Origin of the sequence: Erysipelothrix larvae (genome assembly GCF_001545095.1) — a bacterium.
GTDB classification, from domain to species: domain Bacteria; phylum Bacillota_I; class Bacilli_A; order Erysipelotrichales; family Erysipelotrichaceae; genus Erysipelothrix; species Erysipelothrix larvae.
In genome coordinates this window covers 655,086-672,236 of record NZ_CP013213.1, presented here as the reverse complement: position 1 = coordinate 672,236, position 17,151 = coordinate 655,086, and the positions used below count along the sequence as shown (strand labels likewise).

Sequence of the window (17,151 nt, the reverse complement as noted above, 5' to 3'; positions counted from 1 at the left end):
ATGGCGAAGCTAACTTCAAAGATTCTAAAAATTGTAAATGATGAGAATATCTATTTAATGCTAGTATGTAGCCTATTTATATTTGTCCCAGCAGCTTACTTACTTTATTTAAGTATGAGTGTGTATGCACTCAACACTAATCTTTCAACACTACTAAATAATAGTAGTGTTGAAAGTATTAATTTAATTGTAAACATCTCATCCATCTACAGTGCATTTGTAATTTTCAAAATCAGAGAAAAGAAAGAATACAAGAATGAAATGATTGCATTCGCAATTGTATTTGTTTCTCAGATAATTCTAATGAACCAATTAGCAATAATGGTATTATTCTTTTATATATATAATTTTATCGGTATAAAGAATATTAAGAAGCATTACATCAAAGCAAATAAATCAAAAGATAAAAAAATTATTCTGTTAGCTTTGTTTGTTTTACTAATAGCAATGACAACATTAATTATAAAAATAAAAATAGGAATGATTTAGGTAAAAATATGTTTAAAAAAAGAAAACAAAAGAAATGTGAGTTAATGGCTCATATTACTGGGGAGTTAATTCCAATAGAAAATGTAAAAGATCAAGTTTTTTCAACAAAAATGATGGGTGAAGGCATTGCAATTATTGCCAAAGAAATAAATTTGTGCGCTCCATGTAACGGAGAGATTAGTCTGATAGCACCAACTAAACATGCAATTATTATACAAAATGATGATGGGTTGCAAATTCTTCTGCATATTGGACTTGATAGTGCTAACTATTTAGATTCTTTATTTACCGTTCATGTTTGTCAGGGTGACAAGGTTTCCGTTGGTGATTTGCTAATTACGATTAATCAGGAGTATCTGAACTCACTTGATGAATTGGTAGTACCGATGGTTTTGCTGGAAAATCCTAGTGAGTGTAAGATTGTCATAAAAAAAATACTAAATAAAGTTGAAAGTGGTAAAGATGCAGTTATCAACTACTAAAAGCCTAAATCGGGAAAAAAGTATAAGGATATTCTGTGTTTTATACCTTTTTTCTTATGTTAGTTTCAGCATGGCTATGACAAGTATTACTCCATTCTTGACGAGTCTTGGGTACGATATAGTACAAAGAGGAACAATTTTGTCAGGATATGCACTAACAACTATTTTATTTCAAATGTTCTTTGGAATATTAGCTGATCGATTTCAGACGATTCGAAAAGTTCTAATTGCGTCACTCATCATATTTGGAATAACTTCTGCAATTCTATTTGTACAAAGTGAGATGAACTATATTTTTCATTTTATAATCAATGCCCTTTCAATTGGACTATTAAATACGTGCTGTGGTTTAATGGATACGTGGGTTCTGAGCAGTGGTGAAGAGCCAAAAGCAAAACTATCCTTTATAAAGGCGTTTGGGTCAATAGGATGGGCAATTTCTAGTATAATAGCATCAATTTTAGTGTTACATTTCTCATATGCGTATCTTTCGGCTACTATTGTAATTATAACAATATTTGTATTGATTAATGTAATTAGGATTTCAGACATAAAAAAAATTAACCATACAAAGAAAATTCAAATGAGTGACTTAGCTGGATTGTTTAAAGACAGAAAATATGCATTACTCGTTTTCATTTTATTTTTGTTATACTCAATAATAGTGGCAAACAATGGTATTGTGATTGATAAAATGCTGGAACTTGGTGCAACTAATACTCAAATATCATATAAATGGACATTACAGTCTTTATTAGAAATCCCAACTTATTTATTTGGGTATAGGATTTTGCGTAGGTATAATCATTTTAATTTATTGCAACTAAGTGCCTTTGTTATTACTATTCAGTTTGTATTGTATAGTTTTACTAGCAACGTTATAATCATGATTCTTCTTAATTTATTGCAAATGTTCACCACACCCCTTGTCTTAATTACATCTAAAATACTCATATTTAATCTCAGTGATACACGATTGAAAAGTAGCAGTCAACTGGTTGCTTTAAGTATTTTCACAGGCGTTTCTTCACTTCTTATGCCGACAGTTGCGAGTGCATTGAGCACAATTGTTGGGATAAATAAAACATTGTTCTGTGTAGCATTACTTGGTGTATTTGCATCTATATTGATTCCAAAATTAAAACAAATCTGTGAAATCTAGGAGGTTATTAAATATTCATTTATCAGAACAAAGGGATGGACACGATAATTCTTTTAAAAATATTAATGTAATAATATGCTTAGCTAGGTTAGACCTTTGAAAAAAAAGAAGAATAATAGCAAACTATAGTTCCTTCGATTTCTATTAGTTGCTTACGAACCACCTAAACACGATACAATCCTTATTGACACTCTATGTGCCGCGGTAATTTGATCCTTTACCTGCAGTGTTATAACGACCATCCAATGTATAAAGTTCACCACTTCTGATGAACTTTTTTTTACCATTATTCACGCTCTCGTATCCTTGCCTTGAACTCCGCTAACTCTCATTCAACATGGTTCAAAAACAGGTATTAACACCTTCTCACTTACTTACAGCTTCCCTTCCAATTTAGTGAGAGTGGTAGGACATTTCTTTTATCATTAGCTTCATCGCTTGCTCATCAAGTTAAAAAAGACCCCTAAGGGTCTTTGGATTTATTCGTCTCTAGCAGCTGCAATGCGCGCTACTGGTACGCGATATGGTGAGCATGACACATAGTCAACACCCACTGATTTAAAGAATGCAATGGACGCTGGATCGCCGCCGTGTTCTCCACAGACACCAATCTTCAAGTTTGGATTGGTTGCGCGTCCTTTTTCTACTGCCATCTTGATCAATGAACCAACACCCAATTGATCAACAGTTGCGAATGGGTCTTTGTCATAGATGCCTAAGCTGTAGTAGTCTTTCAAGAACGTACCTGCGTCATCACGAGAGAATCCATAGGTCATTTGTGTTAAGTCATTGGTTCCAAATGAGAAGAAATCTGCTTGTTGTGCGATTTCATCTGCGAGAACACAGGCTCTTGGTAACTCAATCATCGTTCCTACAGTGTATTTAAGGTCCAATCCACTGTCTTTGATGAGTGCATCTGCAGTTTCTCTGACTTTACTTGCAAGGAAGGTAAACTCTTTCACATCACCTACAAGTGGAATCATGATTTCTGGTTTAACATTTTTACCTGTTTCTTTTGAAACATTGATTGCAGCTTCAATGACTGCACGTGTTTGCATCATTGAGATTTCTGGGTAAGTAATCGCAAGACGGCATCCACGGTGTCCCATCATTGGGTTGTATTCATGGAGACGACGAATCACTTCGCGAAGTTCTGTTGTACTGCGATTCATTACAACCGCTAATTCTTCGATATCTTGTGTTGTTGTTGGCATAAACTCATGAAGTGGTGGATCTAAGAAACGAATGGTCGCACTGCGTCCTTCCAACACTCTAAAGATGCCTTCGAAGTCTTCGCGTTGCATTGGTAAGATCTTATCCAGTGCTACTTCGCGTTGACCTTGTGTTGTTGAGAGAATCATCTCACGCACTGCACGAATTCGTGAAGCTTCAAAGAACATATGCTCAGTACGTACTAATCCTACGCCCTTAGCACCAAATTCAATCGCACGTGCAACGTCTTGTGGTGAGTCTGCATTTGCATAAACTTGAATTGGTGCAAGCTCATCCGACAGTTCAAGGATTTCTTTAAAGTCTTCTTTAATCGATGCTTGTTCTGTTTTTAGAAGTCCTGGATATACATGTCCTGTAGATCCATCAATTGAGATATATTCCCCTTCATTGTAGTGTTTTCCTTGAATTGTAACGCCTGTATCATCAACTTGGATTTCACTGCATCCTACAATTGCTGCTTTACCCATTCCACGTCCAACTACAGCCGCATGAGACGTCATTCCCCCACGTGCTGTAAGGATTCCTTTGGATACGTTCATCCCTTCAATATCTTCTGGTGATGTTTCCAGTCTTACCAAAATAACATCACGTCCTTTATCACAGTATTCAACTGCAGACGCTGCATCTAGTGCAATAACACCACTTGCAGCACCTGGTGATGCTGGAAGTCCGGTTGCGATTGGCTCTGTCTTCTTAAGACGATCGGCATCAAATTGAGGATGGAGTAAGCCATCGATGATTTTTAGGTCTAAACTATCAACTGCTTCTTGTTTTGTAATGAGTCCTTCATGAAGCATGTCAACAGCAATCCGAACAGCAGCTTGTGCAGTTCGTTTTCCATTCCGTGTTTGGAGCATAAACAACTTACCACGTTCAATGGTAAATTCCATATCTTGCATGTCATGATAATGTGCTTCAAGCTTCTGCGCAGTTTCTTCAAACTGTGCATATGCATCTGGCATTTCTTCTTTCAATTTCACAATTTGAAGTGGTGTATGGGTTCCCGCAACAACATCTTCACCTTGTGCATTATAAAGGAATTCTCCATATAATTTCTTTTCACCGGTTGCTGGGTTTCGTGAGAAGGCAACTCCGGTTGCACACCCTTCACCCATATTCCCAAATACCATCTCTTGAATGTTAACTGCTGTACCCCATGACATTGGGATATCGTTCATTTTACGGTAATAAATAGCACGTGGATTGTTCCATGATCTAAAGACCGCTTCAACTGCTAAGAGAAGTTGTTCATTTGGATCTGTTGGGAAATGCTTCCCTGTGTGTTCCTTGTAAACAGATTTAAATGAATTCACAACTTCCTTCAATGCATCAACCGTTAAGTCATGGTCAGACTCATAATTATGAGCTTTCATAATGTGATTTAACGCATTATCAAAGTAAGTTTTTTCAACACCCATTACCACTTCACCAAACATGGTGATAAAACGACGGTATGAGTCGTATGCAAGTTTTGGATCCACTTTTTCGATTGCATGAAGTACTTCTTCATTGATCCCTAAGTTTAAAACGGTATCCATCATCCCTGGCATGGATGCACGAGATCCGCTTCGAACAGATACTAAGAGTGGATTATCATTCCCACCGAATTTCTTCCCTGTAATTTCTTCAAGCTTTTTAAGCTTATCAAAGATTTCAGATTTTACGTCTTCTGAAAGAACTTCACCGTGTTCATAGTACAGATTACAAGCATCAGTACTTACTGTAAACCCTTGAGGAACTGGAAGTCCTAGGTTTGTCATTTCGGCTAGGTTTGCACCTTTCCCACCCAATGTTTCGCGCATGGATGCATTACCTTCAGAAAACAAATAAACATACTGCATAAAAACTGCCTCCTTTATCATAACTAGATTATAATATATAAGCGCTTTCATTACCACCTTTATAAAAGAAACCGACTTAAAATTTATTTAAATCACCCCACAAAAGGTTTCGCGACTAAATCGTTGAATCATTCCCTTTAAAAATATATGAAATTCTCGAAGAATTCTGTTTAATATTTGGGATATCGTTTGATTTAAGCGAAGTTTTAAAAAAAGCCAAATAATTGGCTTAATCTTGTTTTGTTAATAGATTGATAGCAAACATGAGAGTTGATCCTAAACTATAGGATAAACTTGCTTCATCAATGTCAAAATATTCATTATGATGGTCAGCACCACTGCCTACATCTTCATTTTTACACCCCACAAATGCAAAGGTGGTTGGGCATAGTTTCGAATACAGTGAGAATGATTCGGAGGCATACCATGGTGCACCATGAATCACTTTATCACCATACAGTTCCCTTGCACCATCACGCGCAATTTTGGAGAGTGCTTCATCATTAATGACTGGAATGGTAGCAATGGCAGTGGACTCTCTAAATACGGCTTTACATAGGTGTGCTTCTGCGATTTTGGTTGTGACATTTTTAAAGATTTCTAATGCTTTTTTTCCTTCGTCATAATCAAAATATCGTAAACTTCCCCCTACAAATGCACAATCTGGGAACACGTTGTATGCAGTACCAGCTTGAAATTGAGTCAACCCCAGCGTTACAGTTTTACTCACATCAATTTGATTAACCCATGCTGATGCAAGACCCGTTAAGACATTTGCCATAGCAAACACGGGGTTAATGGAAAGGTCTGGACGCGATCCATGTCCGCCACGCCCTACTAAATCAAACTCTACCATGATGGCACCGGTCATTTGTGGTCCTTCTTCAATACTGATGGTCCCTGTATCCATAAATGCTGCAAGGTGTGTACCATAGATGGCATCCATATTAAGTGGTTTCAGTGCCGCAACCATTTGATGAATCCCCGATCCAATCTCTTCACCTTCCTCAAATATAAATACAACCTTCCCATTGAGTTGATCTTTTATTTTGATAAGAAACTGAATTGATGCAAGTACAACGGCCATATGACCATCATGACCACAGGCATGCATAACGCCCTCTACGTGTGAAAGACAGGTGCGTTCACCCTTCAGATTTACTTTTTTTTCTGTAACAGGTAAGGCATCTATATCCGTGCGCAGACCAATTGTTTTACCGGGTCTTTGGGTATCTAAGACAGCATAAAATCCTGTACTGTTTTCAACATCATAAACAGGTAACCCAAACTTACGTACTTCCCGTTTTAAAAAAGCCGATGTTTCATATTCCTTTGACGACACTTCTGGATGTTGATGCAAATAGCGTCGTGTTTTTATCATGTAATCTTCTAATTCATTAACTCCATTTAGTACAAACTCTTTATTCATATACGTTATCTAATTCCTTCTTCAAGTCTTATTAATGCATCCTGTAGTACGTGTGTTGGACATGCGATGTTGATCCGTTGGAATTGTTTTCCAGATGCTCCAAAAAGATTTCCAGCATCAAGATAAAGATCACATGTGTCTATTAGTATTTTATTCAGGGTTTCATCATCATAACCCAACTCTGTGCAATCAAACCACTGCAGATAAGTGCCTTGGAGTTCAATGACTTTAATGGCTGGGATTTTTGATTCAATAAATTCTTTAAACATACGTCTGTTTGTTTCGATTAATGCAAGAAATTCTTCAAGCCATGCATCACATTGCGTATAGGCAATTTCACATGCTTTTGGTCCAATTGCATTTAACGCATGAAACGGTGTTTTATCCATATACTGTTTAAATGTTGCTTTTAATTCTGGATTTGCAATCACCAAATTTGATGTTTGAAGTCCAGCAAGATTAAAGGTCTTACTTGGTGCAGTTGCGATAATGCTGTTTTTATATGCTTTATCGCTTACTTGAGAAAACACAGTATGTTTAAACCCAGGTAAAATTAAATCAAAATGGATTTCATCTGAGATGACTAAGACGTTATTGTCATAACATATTTCCGCAATTTTCGTGAGTTCCTCTTTTGTCCATACACGACCAACTGGATTATGTGGGGAACACAGAATCAATAAGGTATTGTTTGGGTCTTGAGCTTTTTCAAGCAAGTCCTCAAAATTAATGGAATACCCATGATCTTTATAAATCAATTCATTTTCAACGACCACACGGTCTTGTTTTTCAATACTTGATCGAAATGGATAATAAACTGGGGGCATGATAATGACTCCCTCATTCACTTTTGTAAAGGCAGCAACGAGATTAAAGAGTGCATTCACAACACCAGGCGACTCTACAATCCACGATGCTTCAACATCCCAATTATGACGTTTTTTAAACCATCCAATGACTGCATCATAGTAAGATTGTGTTAACCCCGTATACCCCAACACCATCACTTCTAGATAGTCTTTAAGTCCTTGCACTATTTCTGGTGCCATTACCATATCGGTATCCGCAACAGATAATGGGACAATTGATGGATCCAAATGATTGTTGTGTTGTGTCATCAACTTCCATTTTGATGATCCTTGCGCATCACGTCGAACTACTGTTTTAAAATCATACATACACACACCTCCAGTTTCGTATCACTCATCACGCATTGATTTTAAAAAGGTTTTGAAACCTTGTGTCCATTATACCACTTGTCATTGGTTTTCTTGACATCCATTTTGTAAATGAGCGAAAACAACCCCTTCGTATACTTCGATGCCATCACATGACTAAAGCGTACAAAACACACACATCAATAATAGTGATAAGGATGCATTGATATCAAACACCTTTTTACCACGTGTCGTTTGATTCACACGTTCCTTATTATTCATCCGTTTTAAGTTGAATGATTGAATGAGTTCACAAAAGGTCATAAACCCTTAACGTTAAGGATCTATGACCATCTCTACTAGATATTAATGATGCACTATGTCACTTTTTTCATCAATGCATCCTGAAGGGTATCCAACACAATAAAAACTAGTTTGACTATACCAGTTCGTTGAGTTGTGCTAAGACAAGTTCAAGCTGACGTTTGTATTCATCCCGTTTCGCAACTTCTTGGTCAACCTTGGCTTGTGGTGCCCGTTTGGTGAAGTTTTCATTTGATAACATAGACTCTGAACGTTTCAATTCATTTTCTAAACGCACCACTTCTGTATTTAATTTCTCTTTAAGCGCTTCTACATCCACTAATTGTGATTTATCTAAGACAACTGCGCCACCCTTAATCGGGAGCACCAGTTTATCTTGTGTTATGGTGGATAGGCTCACTTTTGCCATATTCTGAGTCATCACACATAAGGTTTCACTGAGAGGATAAGGGGTGTTGTTTGAATCAAGAATCATTGCATCCAATGGTTTCGACGGTTTCACATCATAATTTACGCGTGCTTCACGAACCGCTTTAATCGATTCAATCATCATCGCTACGGCATCCAATCCGTCATCACTGATGTCAATTGCTTGCGGCCATGTTTCAAGATTGATACTTTCCAAATGGTGTGGAAGAGCAAGGTAAAGTTCTTCGGTAACAAAAGGCATAAACGGTTGAAGCATTACCACAATATGATGAAGCATGGTTTCTAGGGTTGCTTTTGTTGCATATACCACGGATTCATCACTGCTTTGAAGCCCACTTTTTGAAAGCTCAATATACCAACTGCAGAAATCATCCCATACAAATCGAGTCATGGCATTGCCTGCAAGTGCAAACTCATATTTATCCATATTCATGCGCACTTCTTTTAGTGTAGTGTTGAATTGGTTAATGATAAAACGGTCTACTTCAGAAAGCAGTGACGCATTGATATCATAGTGTTTTCCATCAAGGTGCATCATCACAAAGCGTGCCGCATTCCAAATCTTATTGATGAAGTTCCATGAACTTTCAACTTTTTCTGGCATATAACGTGCATCTTGTCCAGGTGTTGAATTGGTTGTAAGGAAATAGCGCAGTGAATCGACGCCATACTGTTCGATTACATCCATTGGATCAACCCCATTGCCTAATGATTTACTCATTTTACGCCCATGTTCATCACGAATCAGTCCATGCATAAGCACATCCTTAAACGGACGTGATTGGGTAAAATAGCGTGCTTGAAATGCCATACGAGCTACCCAGAAGAAAATAATGTCATAACCAGTTACCAAAACATCCGTTGGATAATAACGGGCAAGATCAGAGGTTTCTTCAGGCCACCCTAAGGTTGAAAATGGCCAAAGGGCTGATGAGAACCATGTATCCAATACATCTTCATCTTGATGCCAGTTTTCGATATCTTCAGGTGCTTCTAAGCCGACATAGATTTCCTCAGTTTCATTATGGAACCATGCTGGTATACGGTGTCCCCACCATAATTGGCGTGAAATGCACCAGTCTTCAATGCCTTCGAGCCATTGGTTGAAGGTGTGGTTAAACCGTTCAGGATAAAAATGAATTCCTTCTTCTGTATCTTGGAATTTTAAAACTTCCTCAGCCAATGGTTTCATTTTTACAAACCATTGTTTTGAAAGGTATGGTTCAACAATCACATCCGTACGTTCAGAGTGTCCTACTTGGTGAATGTGTTTTTCAACGGAAACTAAATTCCCCGCTGATTCAATGTCTTTCACTAATTCTTTTCGGCAATCAAAGCGTTTCATGCCTTCATATTTTCCTGCAAGTTCATTCATCGATCCATCAGGATTCATACAAATTGGCATCTCAAGCCCATATTTCTTCCCAATTTCAAAGTCATTTGGATCGTGTGCAGGCGTACATTTCATGACCCCTGTTCCAAATTCAATGTCAATATATTCATCGGTAATGATTGGGAGTGCTTCACCGTTGGCTGGATTGATTGCATGTTTGCCTACAAGGTGTGTATAGCGTGGATCATCAGGGTGAACTACAATGCAAACATCTCCAAACATGGTTTCAGGACGTGTTGTTGCAACGCTTAATTTTTCACCCGTTTCCACAACTTCATAGGTAAAGGTGTAAAAGGCGCCTTCGACTTCTTTATGGATAACCTCAATATTGGAAAGGGCGGTTTGTGCTTCTACATCCCAGTTAATGATTCGGTATCCTTGAAATATTAACCCGTCATTGTATAAATCAACAAACACTTTCTTAACAGCTTCACTTAGCCCATCGTCAAGTGTGAAACGTTCACGTGTGTAGTCTAAAGAGAGCCCCATTTTCGCCCATTGTTCACGAATATGACTTGCATACTCTTCTTTCCAATCCCAGGATACTTCTAAGAATTTTTCACGACCTAAGTCATAGCGTGAAATGCCTTGGCCGCGAAGTTTTTCTTCAACCTTTGCTTGCGTTGCGATGCCTGCATGATCCATACCTGGAAGATACAAGACATCTTTACCTAACAAGCGTTGATAACGCATGATGATGTCTTGTAGGGTTGTATCCCACGCATGCCCTAAGTGTAATTTACCCGTTACATTTGGAGGTGGTATTACTAATGAATATGGTTTTTTTGATGAATCACCTGCAGTGAAATATCCCTTTTCAACCCAGGTTTGATACTTCCCTTCTTCTACTTGTTTATGTTCATATTTTTTTGATAAGTCGCTCATTTTAATTCCTCCTTAAACATGCTGTAAATGGCAATATCAGCATAGCCATCTTCAAATTTCACCAGTTGTCTTTCGACGCCTTCTTTAATAAACCCACATTTCTCAATAACACGTCGTGACCCAATGTTATCTACATGGTGTCGTATTTTGATGCGACGGACACCCTCTTCATTAAAGAGATAGGCACATAAAGCTTTACAGCTTTCCGTCGCATAGCCATGATTCCAATATGTTCTGTTTAGCGAATAGCCAATTTCTACGTTACCATCGATCGTTATTGGTGCCACAGTATCACAGGTTCCAATCATTTTATGGGTGTCTTTAAGGACTACCGCAAAAGTGGGAATCCATGCTTCATTGGATTCTTTTGGTAAAAAGAAATCACGAATAATGGCTTGAGTTTGTTCCACCGATTGATGCGCATCCCAGGTTACATAGCGACACACTTCGTGATCGTGTGCATACTCAAACATATCACGCGCATCCTCAAGGGTAATTGGTCTTAGGATTATACGTTCAGTTTCAATCCAATGTTTCATACTAAGTCTCCTTTTTAAACATAAAAAAACACCCTCCAAAGGACGATGTTATCGCGGTACCACCTTAATTTGCATCCTGTGATGCCTTTCGTTCTTTTAACGCAAGATTACGGATATACATACTTGTATGTTTCGTTTTTTCTGTATATCGTCTCCCAAGCTACATTTCATACCCTCACATAGGCTGTCTTTCACCTGTGCCAGCTCGCTTTGTCTATGGTTTGTTACGAAACCTCTTGTTCATCGACGTTGAAGTTATAATACCACATTTGGATGGACTCTTCAATACTCAGTGATAAACAGATGTTTCAGCAATAAAAAAGGGCTGTCAGCGACAGACCTTTTGGATTCGGTTTGTTATTTTATCAACTTGATTGGGACCAATTGCACTGAATAAAAACACTTCAAGATCCGTATCCCGTTCGATGTTGCGTTGCAGTGAAACCACTTTTGAACGTGATAATTTGTCTGTTTTTGTGAGTACAATTGCGGTATCAATGTCATGGTGAAAGGCAAACTCAAGCATTAAATAATCTTCATCTGCCATCCCTCGTCTACAATCTACCAGTAAAAGCATTAAGGCTGGATGTCTGAGTTGATAGTAGGAGTCCATGAGTTTTCCATAGTCGATTTGTTCTTGTTTCGAACGGTTGGCAAAGCCATATCCTGGAACGTCCACAAGCAATAAATCTTCATTAATATCAAAGAAATTAATGAGTCGTGTTTTCCCAGGTCTTTGACCCACATAAGCTAAACGTTTTCGGTTAGTCAGTGCATTGATCAAGGATGATTTCCCAACATTTGATTTCCCTACCATTACAACTTCCGGTTTTGTAGTTTCGGGGAATTGAGAAGAATGCGCAGCAGAAAGAATCAGCTGCGCATTTTGTGCTTGGAGCATCTTATTGAACGAGTGCTTCCTTGAGCACTTGTTCCATGGATTCAACCGGAATAAATTTGACACTATCCTTCACAACTTGAGGAATGTCATCCATATCTTTCATGTTCATCTTTGGAATCACAATGCGGTTAATCCCCACACGATGTGCTGCAAGAGATTTCTCTTTGAGACCACCAATAGGAAGAACATTACCACGAAGGGTAACTTCACCCGTCATTGCGATATCTGAATAAACTTCACGATTTGTAATGGCACTAATCAATGCGGTTGTAAGGGTAATTCCTGCAGATGGACCATCTTTAGGTACCGCTCCTTCAGGAACGTGAATGTGGATGTCATGTTTTTCAAAGAAATCGGATTCGATTTCAAGTTGTTTCGCATGGCTCTTCACAAATCCAAAGGCAATCTCTGCAGATTCCTTCATCACATCACCCAATTGTCCTGTAACAATAAGGCGACCTTTACCGTCAAAGTAGGTTACTTCAACTGGAAGTACATCACCACCAAATGAGGTATACGCAAGTCCAGTCACAACACCGACTTGATTCTTTTGTTCTTTTTGACCATACTCAAAGATTGTCTTACCAAGCCATTCAGTAATCATGGCTTCGGTTACATCGATGGATGCTTTTGAATCTTTAAGAATCGCAAGTACCGTCTTACGGCATAGTGATGCGATGACACGTTCTAATTGACGTACCCCTGCTTCACGTGTGTAGTGACGGATTAGGTAACGAAGCATGTCATCACTGAGTGTGAATTGTGTTTCATTTAATCCATTAACACGAAGTTGTTTTGGTACTAAGTGCTTACGGGCAATATTTACTTTCTCATCTTCAGTATATGAGCTGAGTTGAATGATTTCCAATCGGTCACGAAGGGCCTCAGGAATATCACCTAAGTAGTTTGCGGTTGCGACAAACATTACTTTCGAAAGATCATAAGGTTCTTCTAAGTAGTGATCGCTAAAGAGTTTGTTTTGTTCTGGATCCAAGACTTCAAGCATTGCACTTGATGGATCGCCTTTGTAGTCGGATGCCATTTTGTCAATTTCATCAAGAAGGAATACAGGGTTAACAACACCTGCTTTTTTCATCCCTTGAATAATACGACCTGGCATTGATCCTAAGTAAGTACGACGGTGTCCACGGATTTCTGCTTCATCACGAACTCCACCTAAAGATGCTTTCACAAACTTACGGTTGAGTGCATGTGAGATTGAGGTTGCAAGGGATGTTTTCCCTACCCCTGGAGGCCCTACAAGACATAGAATTGGTGCATCAAGGGTACCCGTCATTTGCTTCACAGCAAGGTATTCCATAATACGATCTTTGACTTTTTCAAGTCCATAATGATCAGAATCTAAGACATTACGCACTTTGTTGAGATCTTCATCATCGTTGGTTTCTTGCCACCATGGTGTTTTTAAGAGCCATTCTAAGTAAGAACGCACCACACCCGATTCACCGGATGCCTGCGGTAACATTTCATAACGTTGAAGTTCTTCAAGTGCTTTTTGTTTAATGTTTTCAGGATATGGGTTGTTTTCGATTAACTGACGGAATTCATCGGTATCTTCACCCACATCAGCCACATCACCCAATTCTTCACGAATCGCACGCATCTTTTCACGCAAATAGTATTCACGTTGATTTTCTTCAATGCGTCCTTTAACACGTTCGTTAATATCCGATTCAATGGTTGTGAGTGTTTTCTCACGTTGAATTTCTTGAATAATCATCATTAAACGTTCATTCACATTTAAAGTTTCAAGCAATTGTTGTTTACGATCCAATTGTAATGGGAAGTATTGTGAGAATTGATCTGCAAGCTGTGTTGAAGAAATTCCCATCGTAAATTGATTGACAATCTCACGTGGAATGCTGACATTTTGTGGTGACATTTTTTGAATTTCATTGGTAATCGTACGAATTAATGCAACTTCTTCATCGTGGTCACCCATCTCATCTTCAAGAAGTGTAACACTCGCAAAGAACATTTGACTGTCTTCATTTAATGAATCAATGCGTGCGCGTTGTAATCCGCCAAAGGTTACACGTAAGAATCCTGTTTTGCGTTTTACATTTTTAATTTGAACCAATGTACCATATTTGAACAAATCTTGTTCATGGGGTTCATCGACCATAATATCCGTTTGGCTGACTAAAAGTACATGACCATTGAAGAATTTTTCGGCTTCTTCAACTGCATTCATGCTCTTATCGCGTCCTACTTCAATTAATATTTCTTGGTTTGGGAATAGAATAATCCCTCTTGTTGCGACAACAGGAACATTCATTGTATTCATTTCGCTCATTGCGGTCCCTCCTTTTTAGGTTAAAAAAGACGCAACGCGTCCTTTTTTTAAACTCGCGTACTTTGTACGAGCTCAATCGCTTTACGCAATAACAATTCATAAGTTACTGCTTCAACTGAGACAATTTGTTTTACTTGATCAAGTTCAATGCCATACATTTGTGAAATTGACTCATATTCTTTTTCAACATCTTCTTCTTCAGCTTTTAAGCCTTCTACATCTGCGATCTTTTCAAGAACTAAACGTGTACGAACACGCTTGTCAGCATCTTCCTTCATTTGTTCTTTAACATCTTCTTCAGTTTGATTTAAGATTTGTGAATAAAGTTCAAAGTTCATACCTTGTTGGGCAAGACGTTGATTGAATTCGTTAAACATTTGGTCAAGTTCTTCAGTAATCATTACTTCAGGGACATCAACCTTCGCATTTTCAATGATTGTGTTAACCAATACATCGTTCACGCGATCTTCTTCTTGGTGTTCACGTTGGTGTTCAAGATCATGTTTGATCTTCGCTTTCAACTCATCAAGTGTTGAAATGCTTTCGTCTTCTAATAATGCTACTAAGTCATCATTGATTTCAGGTAACTCACGCACTTTTACTTCATGCAGTACCACATGGAATACAACAGGTTGTCCAGCAAGTTCTTCAACATGATAGCCTTCTGGGAATGATAATTCAATATCTTTTTCCTCACCAGATTTTAATCCAATTAATGCTTCTTCAAATCCAGGAATGAATGAGTTTGAACCGATTTCTAATGAATAGTTCTCACCTTTACCACCCTCGAATGCTTCACCGTCTTTGAATCCTTCAAAGTCGATAACAACTGTGTTACCATCTTCAACAACGCCTTCTTCAACGACAACAAATTCTGCGTTTTCTTCTTGGATGTGTGTTAATTCGTGTTCAACTTCTTCATCAGTTACTACGATTTCTTCAGCTTTAACTTTAATCCCTTTGTATTCACCCAATTCAACTTCTGGTTTAATGGTGATATCAAATGTAAGTGTTAATGCTTCTTGTGTCATTGCTTGAATGTCTAAAGCAGGTTGTGATACAGGTTCTAATTTGTGTTCAACAATCCCTGCAACAAATGCATCATTTGCGACAACGTTTACCGCATCAAGCATTACACTTTGTGGATTTACTTGTTTTGCAGCCAATTTCTTAGGTGCATGGCCCTTACGGAATCCTTCAATTTCAACATTCTTAATTAAAGCATCCATCGCTTTTTCTTGCGCTTCTTGCCACGCTTTTGGTTCAACCTCAACGATCAATTTCCCTGTTGAGTTTTCATTTAAAGTCCATGTAGATTTCATATATTCCTCCTGGTACGAAACTATTATAACATAATAATTAGCACTGTCAACAAATGAGTGCTAAAACATTGATTCATCTATATTTTATCAAAAATAAAATAACTGCGCATTAACTATACATCAATTCCAAAAAACGTATTTACTTGCTTTTCAATCGACGTAGCATCCAGTGAATCATCCCAAAATGGGTATGCTTCAAAGACACGTCCATTGAGCACTTCAAGACTAATTGCGAACATTGATGGGTTATTTACTTCAAATGTTTCACTGAGTGCTTGATAGATTTCAAGATACTTTGGATTGGTGAATGGATCTTGAAGCTGTGCTATATCAACACTCACTTCGCTTCCATTCATTTGAATTTTCACAGTCATATCCAAATTCTGTTCTTTACAACAAATCAGGATATGTTTTTTCACAACATCATCGAGCGTGTTTAATTCAAGAAGTTCTTTGATATCCCCTTGATACCGGTGCAAATTCATCGATTCCAGTGAACTCAAGGCGACCATTTGCGACGTTGTGTCTTTTTGTAGTAGGTCAATGATTTCATCAAAACACAATGATTTACGTGAACCTCCCCTTGACTCATGAACACGTGATTTAAGCTCGTTAAATTTCGTTAAGTATGGTTCTGGCACATAGGGCATGTTTAATTCTTGAATTAAAATTCGATTTACTTCTTCCAATTTCCCCGCTTCCATTAGGGTCTCTAATGTCTCAAGGCATTCTATATAATAGTTAGTCATACGATTCCTTTCATAGTCTATTTTACCATATAAACCTTTTTCTTAATATGATTATCCTTGAATTTTACGTGATATTCTTTGTGTTTTTGATGATAATTTTATGTGAAAAAGGGTGTTCACCAAAAGTTCACACACAAAAAGACCCGAAGGTCTTTTGTTTTGACGTAAAATCCCATGATTTTAAAGCGCAGGAACAAAGAGCTCAACCAGGAGTTCCTCCCCATCAATCGCAACACCTTCAACATAAACATGGAAGCGATACATAGGGACTGCGTATTCAAGTACCCCTGCATTATGGCAGACTTTATACAGCCAATTTTTGGCATGCGTTTCATCGTCAATTTCTAATTCATATAATTTTATAAATGCTTCTTGAACCAAATCCTCTGCATCATGAAAATTATGTGTGATTGAAACACAATAGCGAAACATCGGATCTTTGTTTTGATTCAAAACCTTTAAAAATAAATCGTCTCTCATCATCTACCCTCCTACACTT

Annotated in this window: 14 protein-coding genes and 1 other annotated feature; of the genes, 3 read left to right on the top strand and 11 right to left on the bottom strand. The window is 37.9% G+C overall.

The window, feature by feature from the left end:
* The 3 genes from AOC36_RS03055 to AOC36_RS03045 all read left to right on the top strand — a co-directional run bounded on the left by AOC36_RS03055 (position 1) and on the right by AOC36_RS03045 (position 2,133).
* Positions 1-489, top strand: a complete 489-nt coding sequence (locus AOC36_RS03055) for a hypothetical protein (RefSeq protein ID WP_067631348.1) — start codon at positions 1-3, stop codon at positions 487-489.
* Between the two features lie 8 nt (positions 490-497).
* Positions 498-971, top strand: coding sequence for a PTS sugar transporter subunit IIA (locus AOC36_RS03050; protein ID WP_067631345.1), 474 nt, complete (start codon positions 498-500; stop codon positions 969-971).
* A gap of 76 nt (positions 972-1,047) precedes the next feature.
* Positions 1,048-2,133 (top strand): MFS transporter, encoded by a 1,086-nt coding sequence (locus AOC36_RS03045; protein WP_232505388.1) that lies wholly within the window; start codon positions 1,048-1,050, stop codon positions 2,131-2,133.
* Between the two features lie 479 nt (positions 2,134-2,612).
* Here the strand turns inward: AOC36_RS03045 and ppdK are convergent, their stop codons facing one another.
* The 11 genes from ppdK to AOC36_RS02995 form a co-directional block, all read right to left on the bottom strand.
* Positions 2,613-5,207 (bottom strand): pyruvate, phosphate dikinase, encoded by a 2,595-nt coding sequence (ppdK, locus tag AOC36_RS03040; RefSeq protein WP_067631339.1) that lies wholly within the window; start codon positions 5,205-5,207, stop codon positions 2,613-2,615.
* Between the two features lie 229 nt (positions 5,208-5,436).
* Positions 5,437-6,636, bottom strand: a complete 1,200-nt coding sequence (locus AOC36_RS03035) for an amidohydrolase (protein WP_067631336.1) — start codon at positions 6,634-6,636, stop codon at positions 5,437-5,439.
* Positions 6,637-6,641: 5 nt separating this feature from the next.
* Entirely contained in the window at positions 6,642-7,814 is a 1,173-nt protein-coding gene (locus tag AOC36_RS03030) for a MalY/PatB family protein (protein WP_067631332.1), read from the bottom strand.
* A 156-nt stretch (positions 7,815-7,970) separates the two neighbouring features.
* The gene (locus AOC36_RS12305) at positions 7,971-8,117 is read right to left on the bottom strand and encodes a hypothetical protein (protein ID WP_198401197.1); all 147 of its coding nucleotides are present in this window, start codon (positions 8,115-8,117) and stop codon (positions 7,971-7,973) included.
* A 115-nt stretch (positions 8,118-8,232) separates the two neighbouring features.
* Positions 8,233-10,824: a valine--tRNA ligase gene (locus AOC36_RS03025; RefSeq protein WP_067631329.1), complete on the bottom strand. Its 2,592-nt coding sequence runs from the start codon at positions 10,822-10,824 to the stop codon at positions 8,233-8,235.
* Complete coding sequence (locus tag AOC36_RS03020; protein ID WP_067631326.1) at positions 10,821-11,363, bottom strand: GNAT family N-acetyltransferase; 543 nt, start codon at positions 11,361-11,363, stop codon at positions 10,821-10,823. Before AOC36_RS03020 ends, AOC36_RS03025 begins: the two co-directional genes overlap by 4 nt.
* 35 nt (positions 11,364-11,398) lie before the next feature.
* Positions 11,399-11,616 (bottom strand) — a binding site (T-box leader).
* Between the two features lie 75 nt (positions 11,617-11,691).
* Complete coding sequence (gene yihA / locus AOC36_RS03015; RefSeq protein WP_067631323.1) at positions 11,692-12,264, bottom strand: ribosome biogenesis GTP-binding protein YihA/YsxC; 573 nt, start codon at positions 12,262-12,264, stop codon at positions 11,692-11,694.
* A gap of 1 nt (position 12,265) precedes the next feature.
* Positions 12,266-14,581, bottom strand: coding sequence for an endopeptidase La (lon, locus tag AOC36_RS03010; protein WP_067631320.1), 2,316 nt, complete (start codon positions 14,579-14,581; stop codon positions 12,266-12,268).
* A 47-nt stretch (positions 14,582-14,628) separates the two neighbouring features.
* Positions 14,629-15,903 (bottom strand): trigger factor, encoded by a 1,275-nt coding sequence (gene tig / locus AOC36_RS03005; RefSeq protein WP_067631317.1) that lies wholly within the window; start codon positions 15,901-15,903, stop codon positions 14,629-14,631.
* Between the two features lie 113 nt (positions 15,904-16,016).
* Positions 16,017-16,652: a hypothetical protein gene (locus AOC36_RS03000; RefSeq protein ID WP_157777133.1), complete on the bottom strand. Its 636-nt coding sequence runs from the start codon at positions 16,650-16,652 to the stop codon at positions 16,017-16,019.
* A gap of 180 nt (positions 16,653-16,832) precedes the next feature.
* Positions 16,833-17,132 carry an RNA polymerase sigma factor gene (locus AOC36_RS02995; protein WP_067631311.1) on the bottom strand — a complete coding sequence of 100 codons (300 nt, stop codon included), beginning with the start codon at positions 17,130-17,132 and terminating at the stop codon, positions 16,833-16,835.
* Positions 17,133-17,151: the final 19 nt, after the last annotated feature.

Excerpts from the sequence above, each read along its gene's own strand:
- AOC36_RS03050 (WP_067631345.1), top strand. The coding sequence starts at position 498 with ATGTTTAAAAAAAGAAAACAAAAGAAATGTGAGTTAATGGCTCATATT.
- AOC36_RS12305 (WP_198401197.1), bottom strand. The coding sequence starts at position 8,117 with ATGACCTTTTGTGAACTCATTCAATCATTCAACTTAAAACGGATGAAT.
- ppdK (WP_067631339.1), bottom strand. The coding sequence starts at position 5,207 with ATGCAGTATGTTTATTTGTTTTCTGAAGGTAATGCATCCATGCGCGAA.
- AOC36_RS03030 (WP_067631332.1), bottom strand. The coding sequence starts at position 7,814 with ATGTATGATTTTAAAACAGTAGTTCGACGTGATGCGCAAGGATCATCA.
- AOC36_RS03055 (WP_067631348.1), top strand. The coding sequence starts at position 1 with ATGGCGAAGCTAACTTCAAAGATTCTAAAAATTGTAAATGATGAGAAT.
- AOC36_RS03025 (WP_067631329.1), bottom strand. The coding sequence starts at position 10,824 with ATGAGCGACTTATCAAAAAAATATGAACATAAACAAGTAGAAGAAGGG.
- AOC36_RS03035 (WP_067631336.1), bottom strand. The coding sequence starts at position 6,636 with ATGAATAAAGAGTTTGTACTAAATGGAGTTAATGAATTAGAAGATTAC.
- yihA (WP_067631323.1), bottom strand. The coding sequence starts at position 12,264 with ATGCTCCAAGCACAAAATGCGCAGCTGATTCTTTCTGCTGCGCATTCT.
- tig (WP_067631317.1), bottom strand. The coding sequence starts at position 15,903 with ATGAAATCTACATGGACTTTAAATGAAAACTCAACAGGGAAATTGATC.
- AOC36_RS03045 (WP_232505388.1), top strand. The coding sequence starts at position 1,048 with ATGACAAGTATTACTCCATTCTTGACGAGTCTTGGGTACGATATAGTA.
- AOC36_RS02995 (WP_067631311.1), bottom strand. The coding sequence starts at position 17,132 with ATGAGAGACGATTTATTTTTAAAGGTTTTGAATCAAAACAAAGATCCG.
- lon (WP_067631320.1), bottom strand. The coding sequence starts at position 14,581 with ATGAGCGAAATGAATACAATGAATGTTCCTGTTGTCGCAACAAGAGGG.
- AOC36_RS03020 (WP_067631326.1), bottom strand. The coding sequence starts at position 11,363 with ATGAAACATTGGATTGAAACTGAACGTATAATCCTAAGACCAATTACC.
- AOC36_RS03000 (WP_157777133.1), bottom strand. The coding sequence starts at position 16,652 with ATGACTAACTATTATATAGAATGCCTTGAGACATTAGAGACCCTAATG.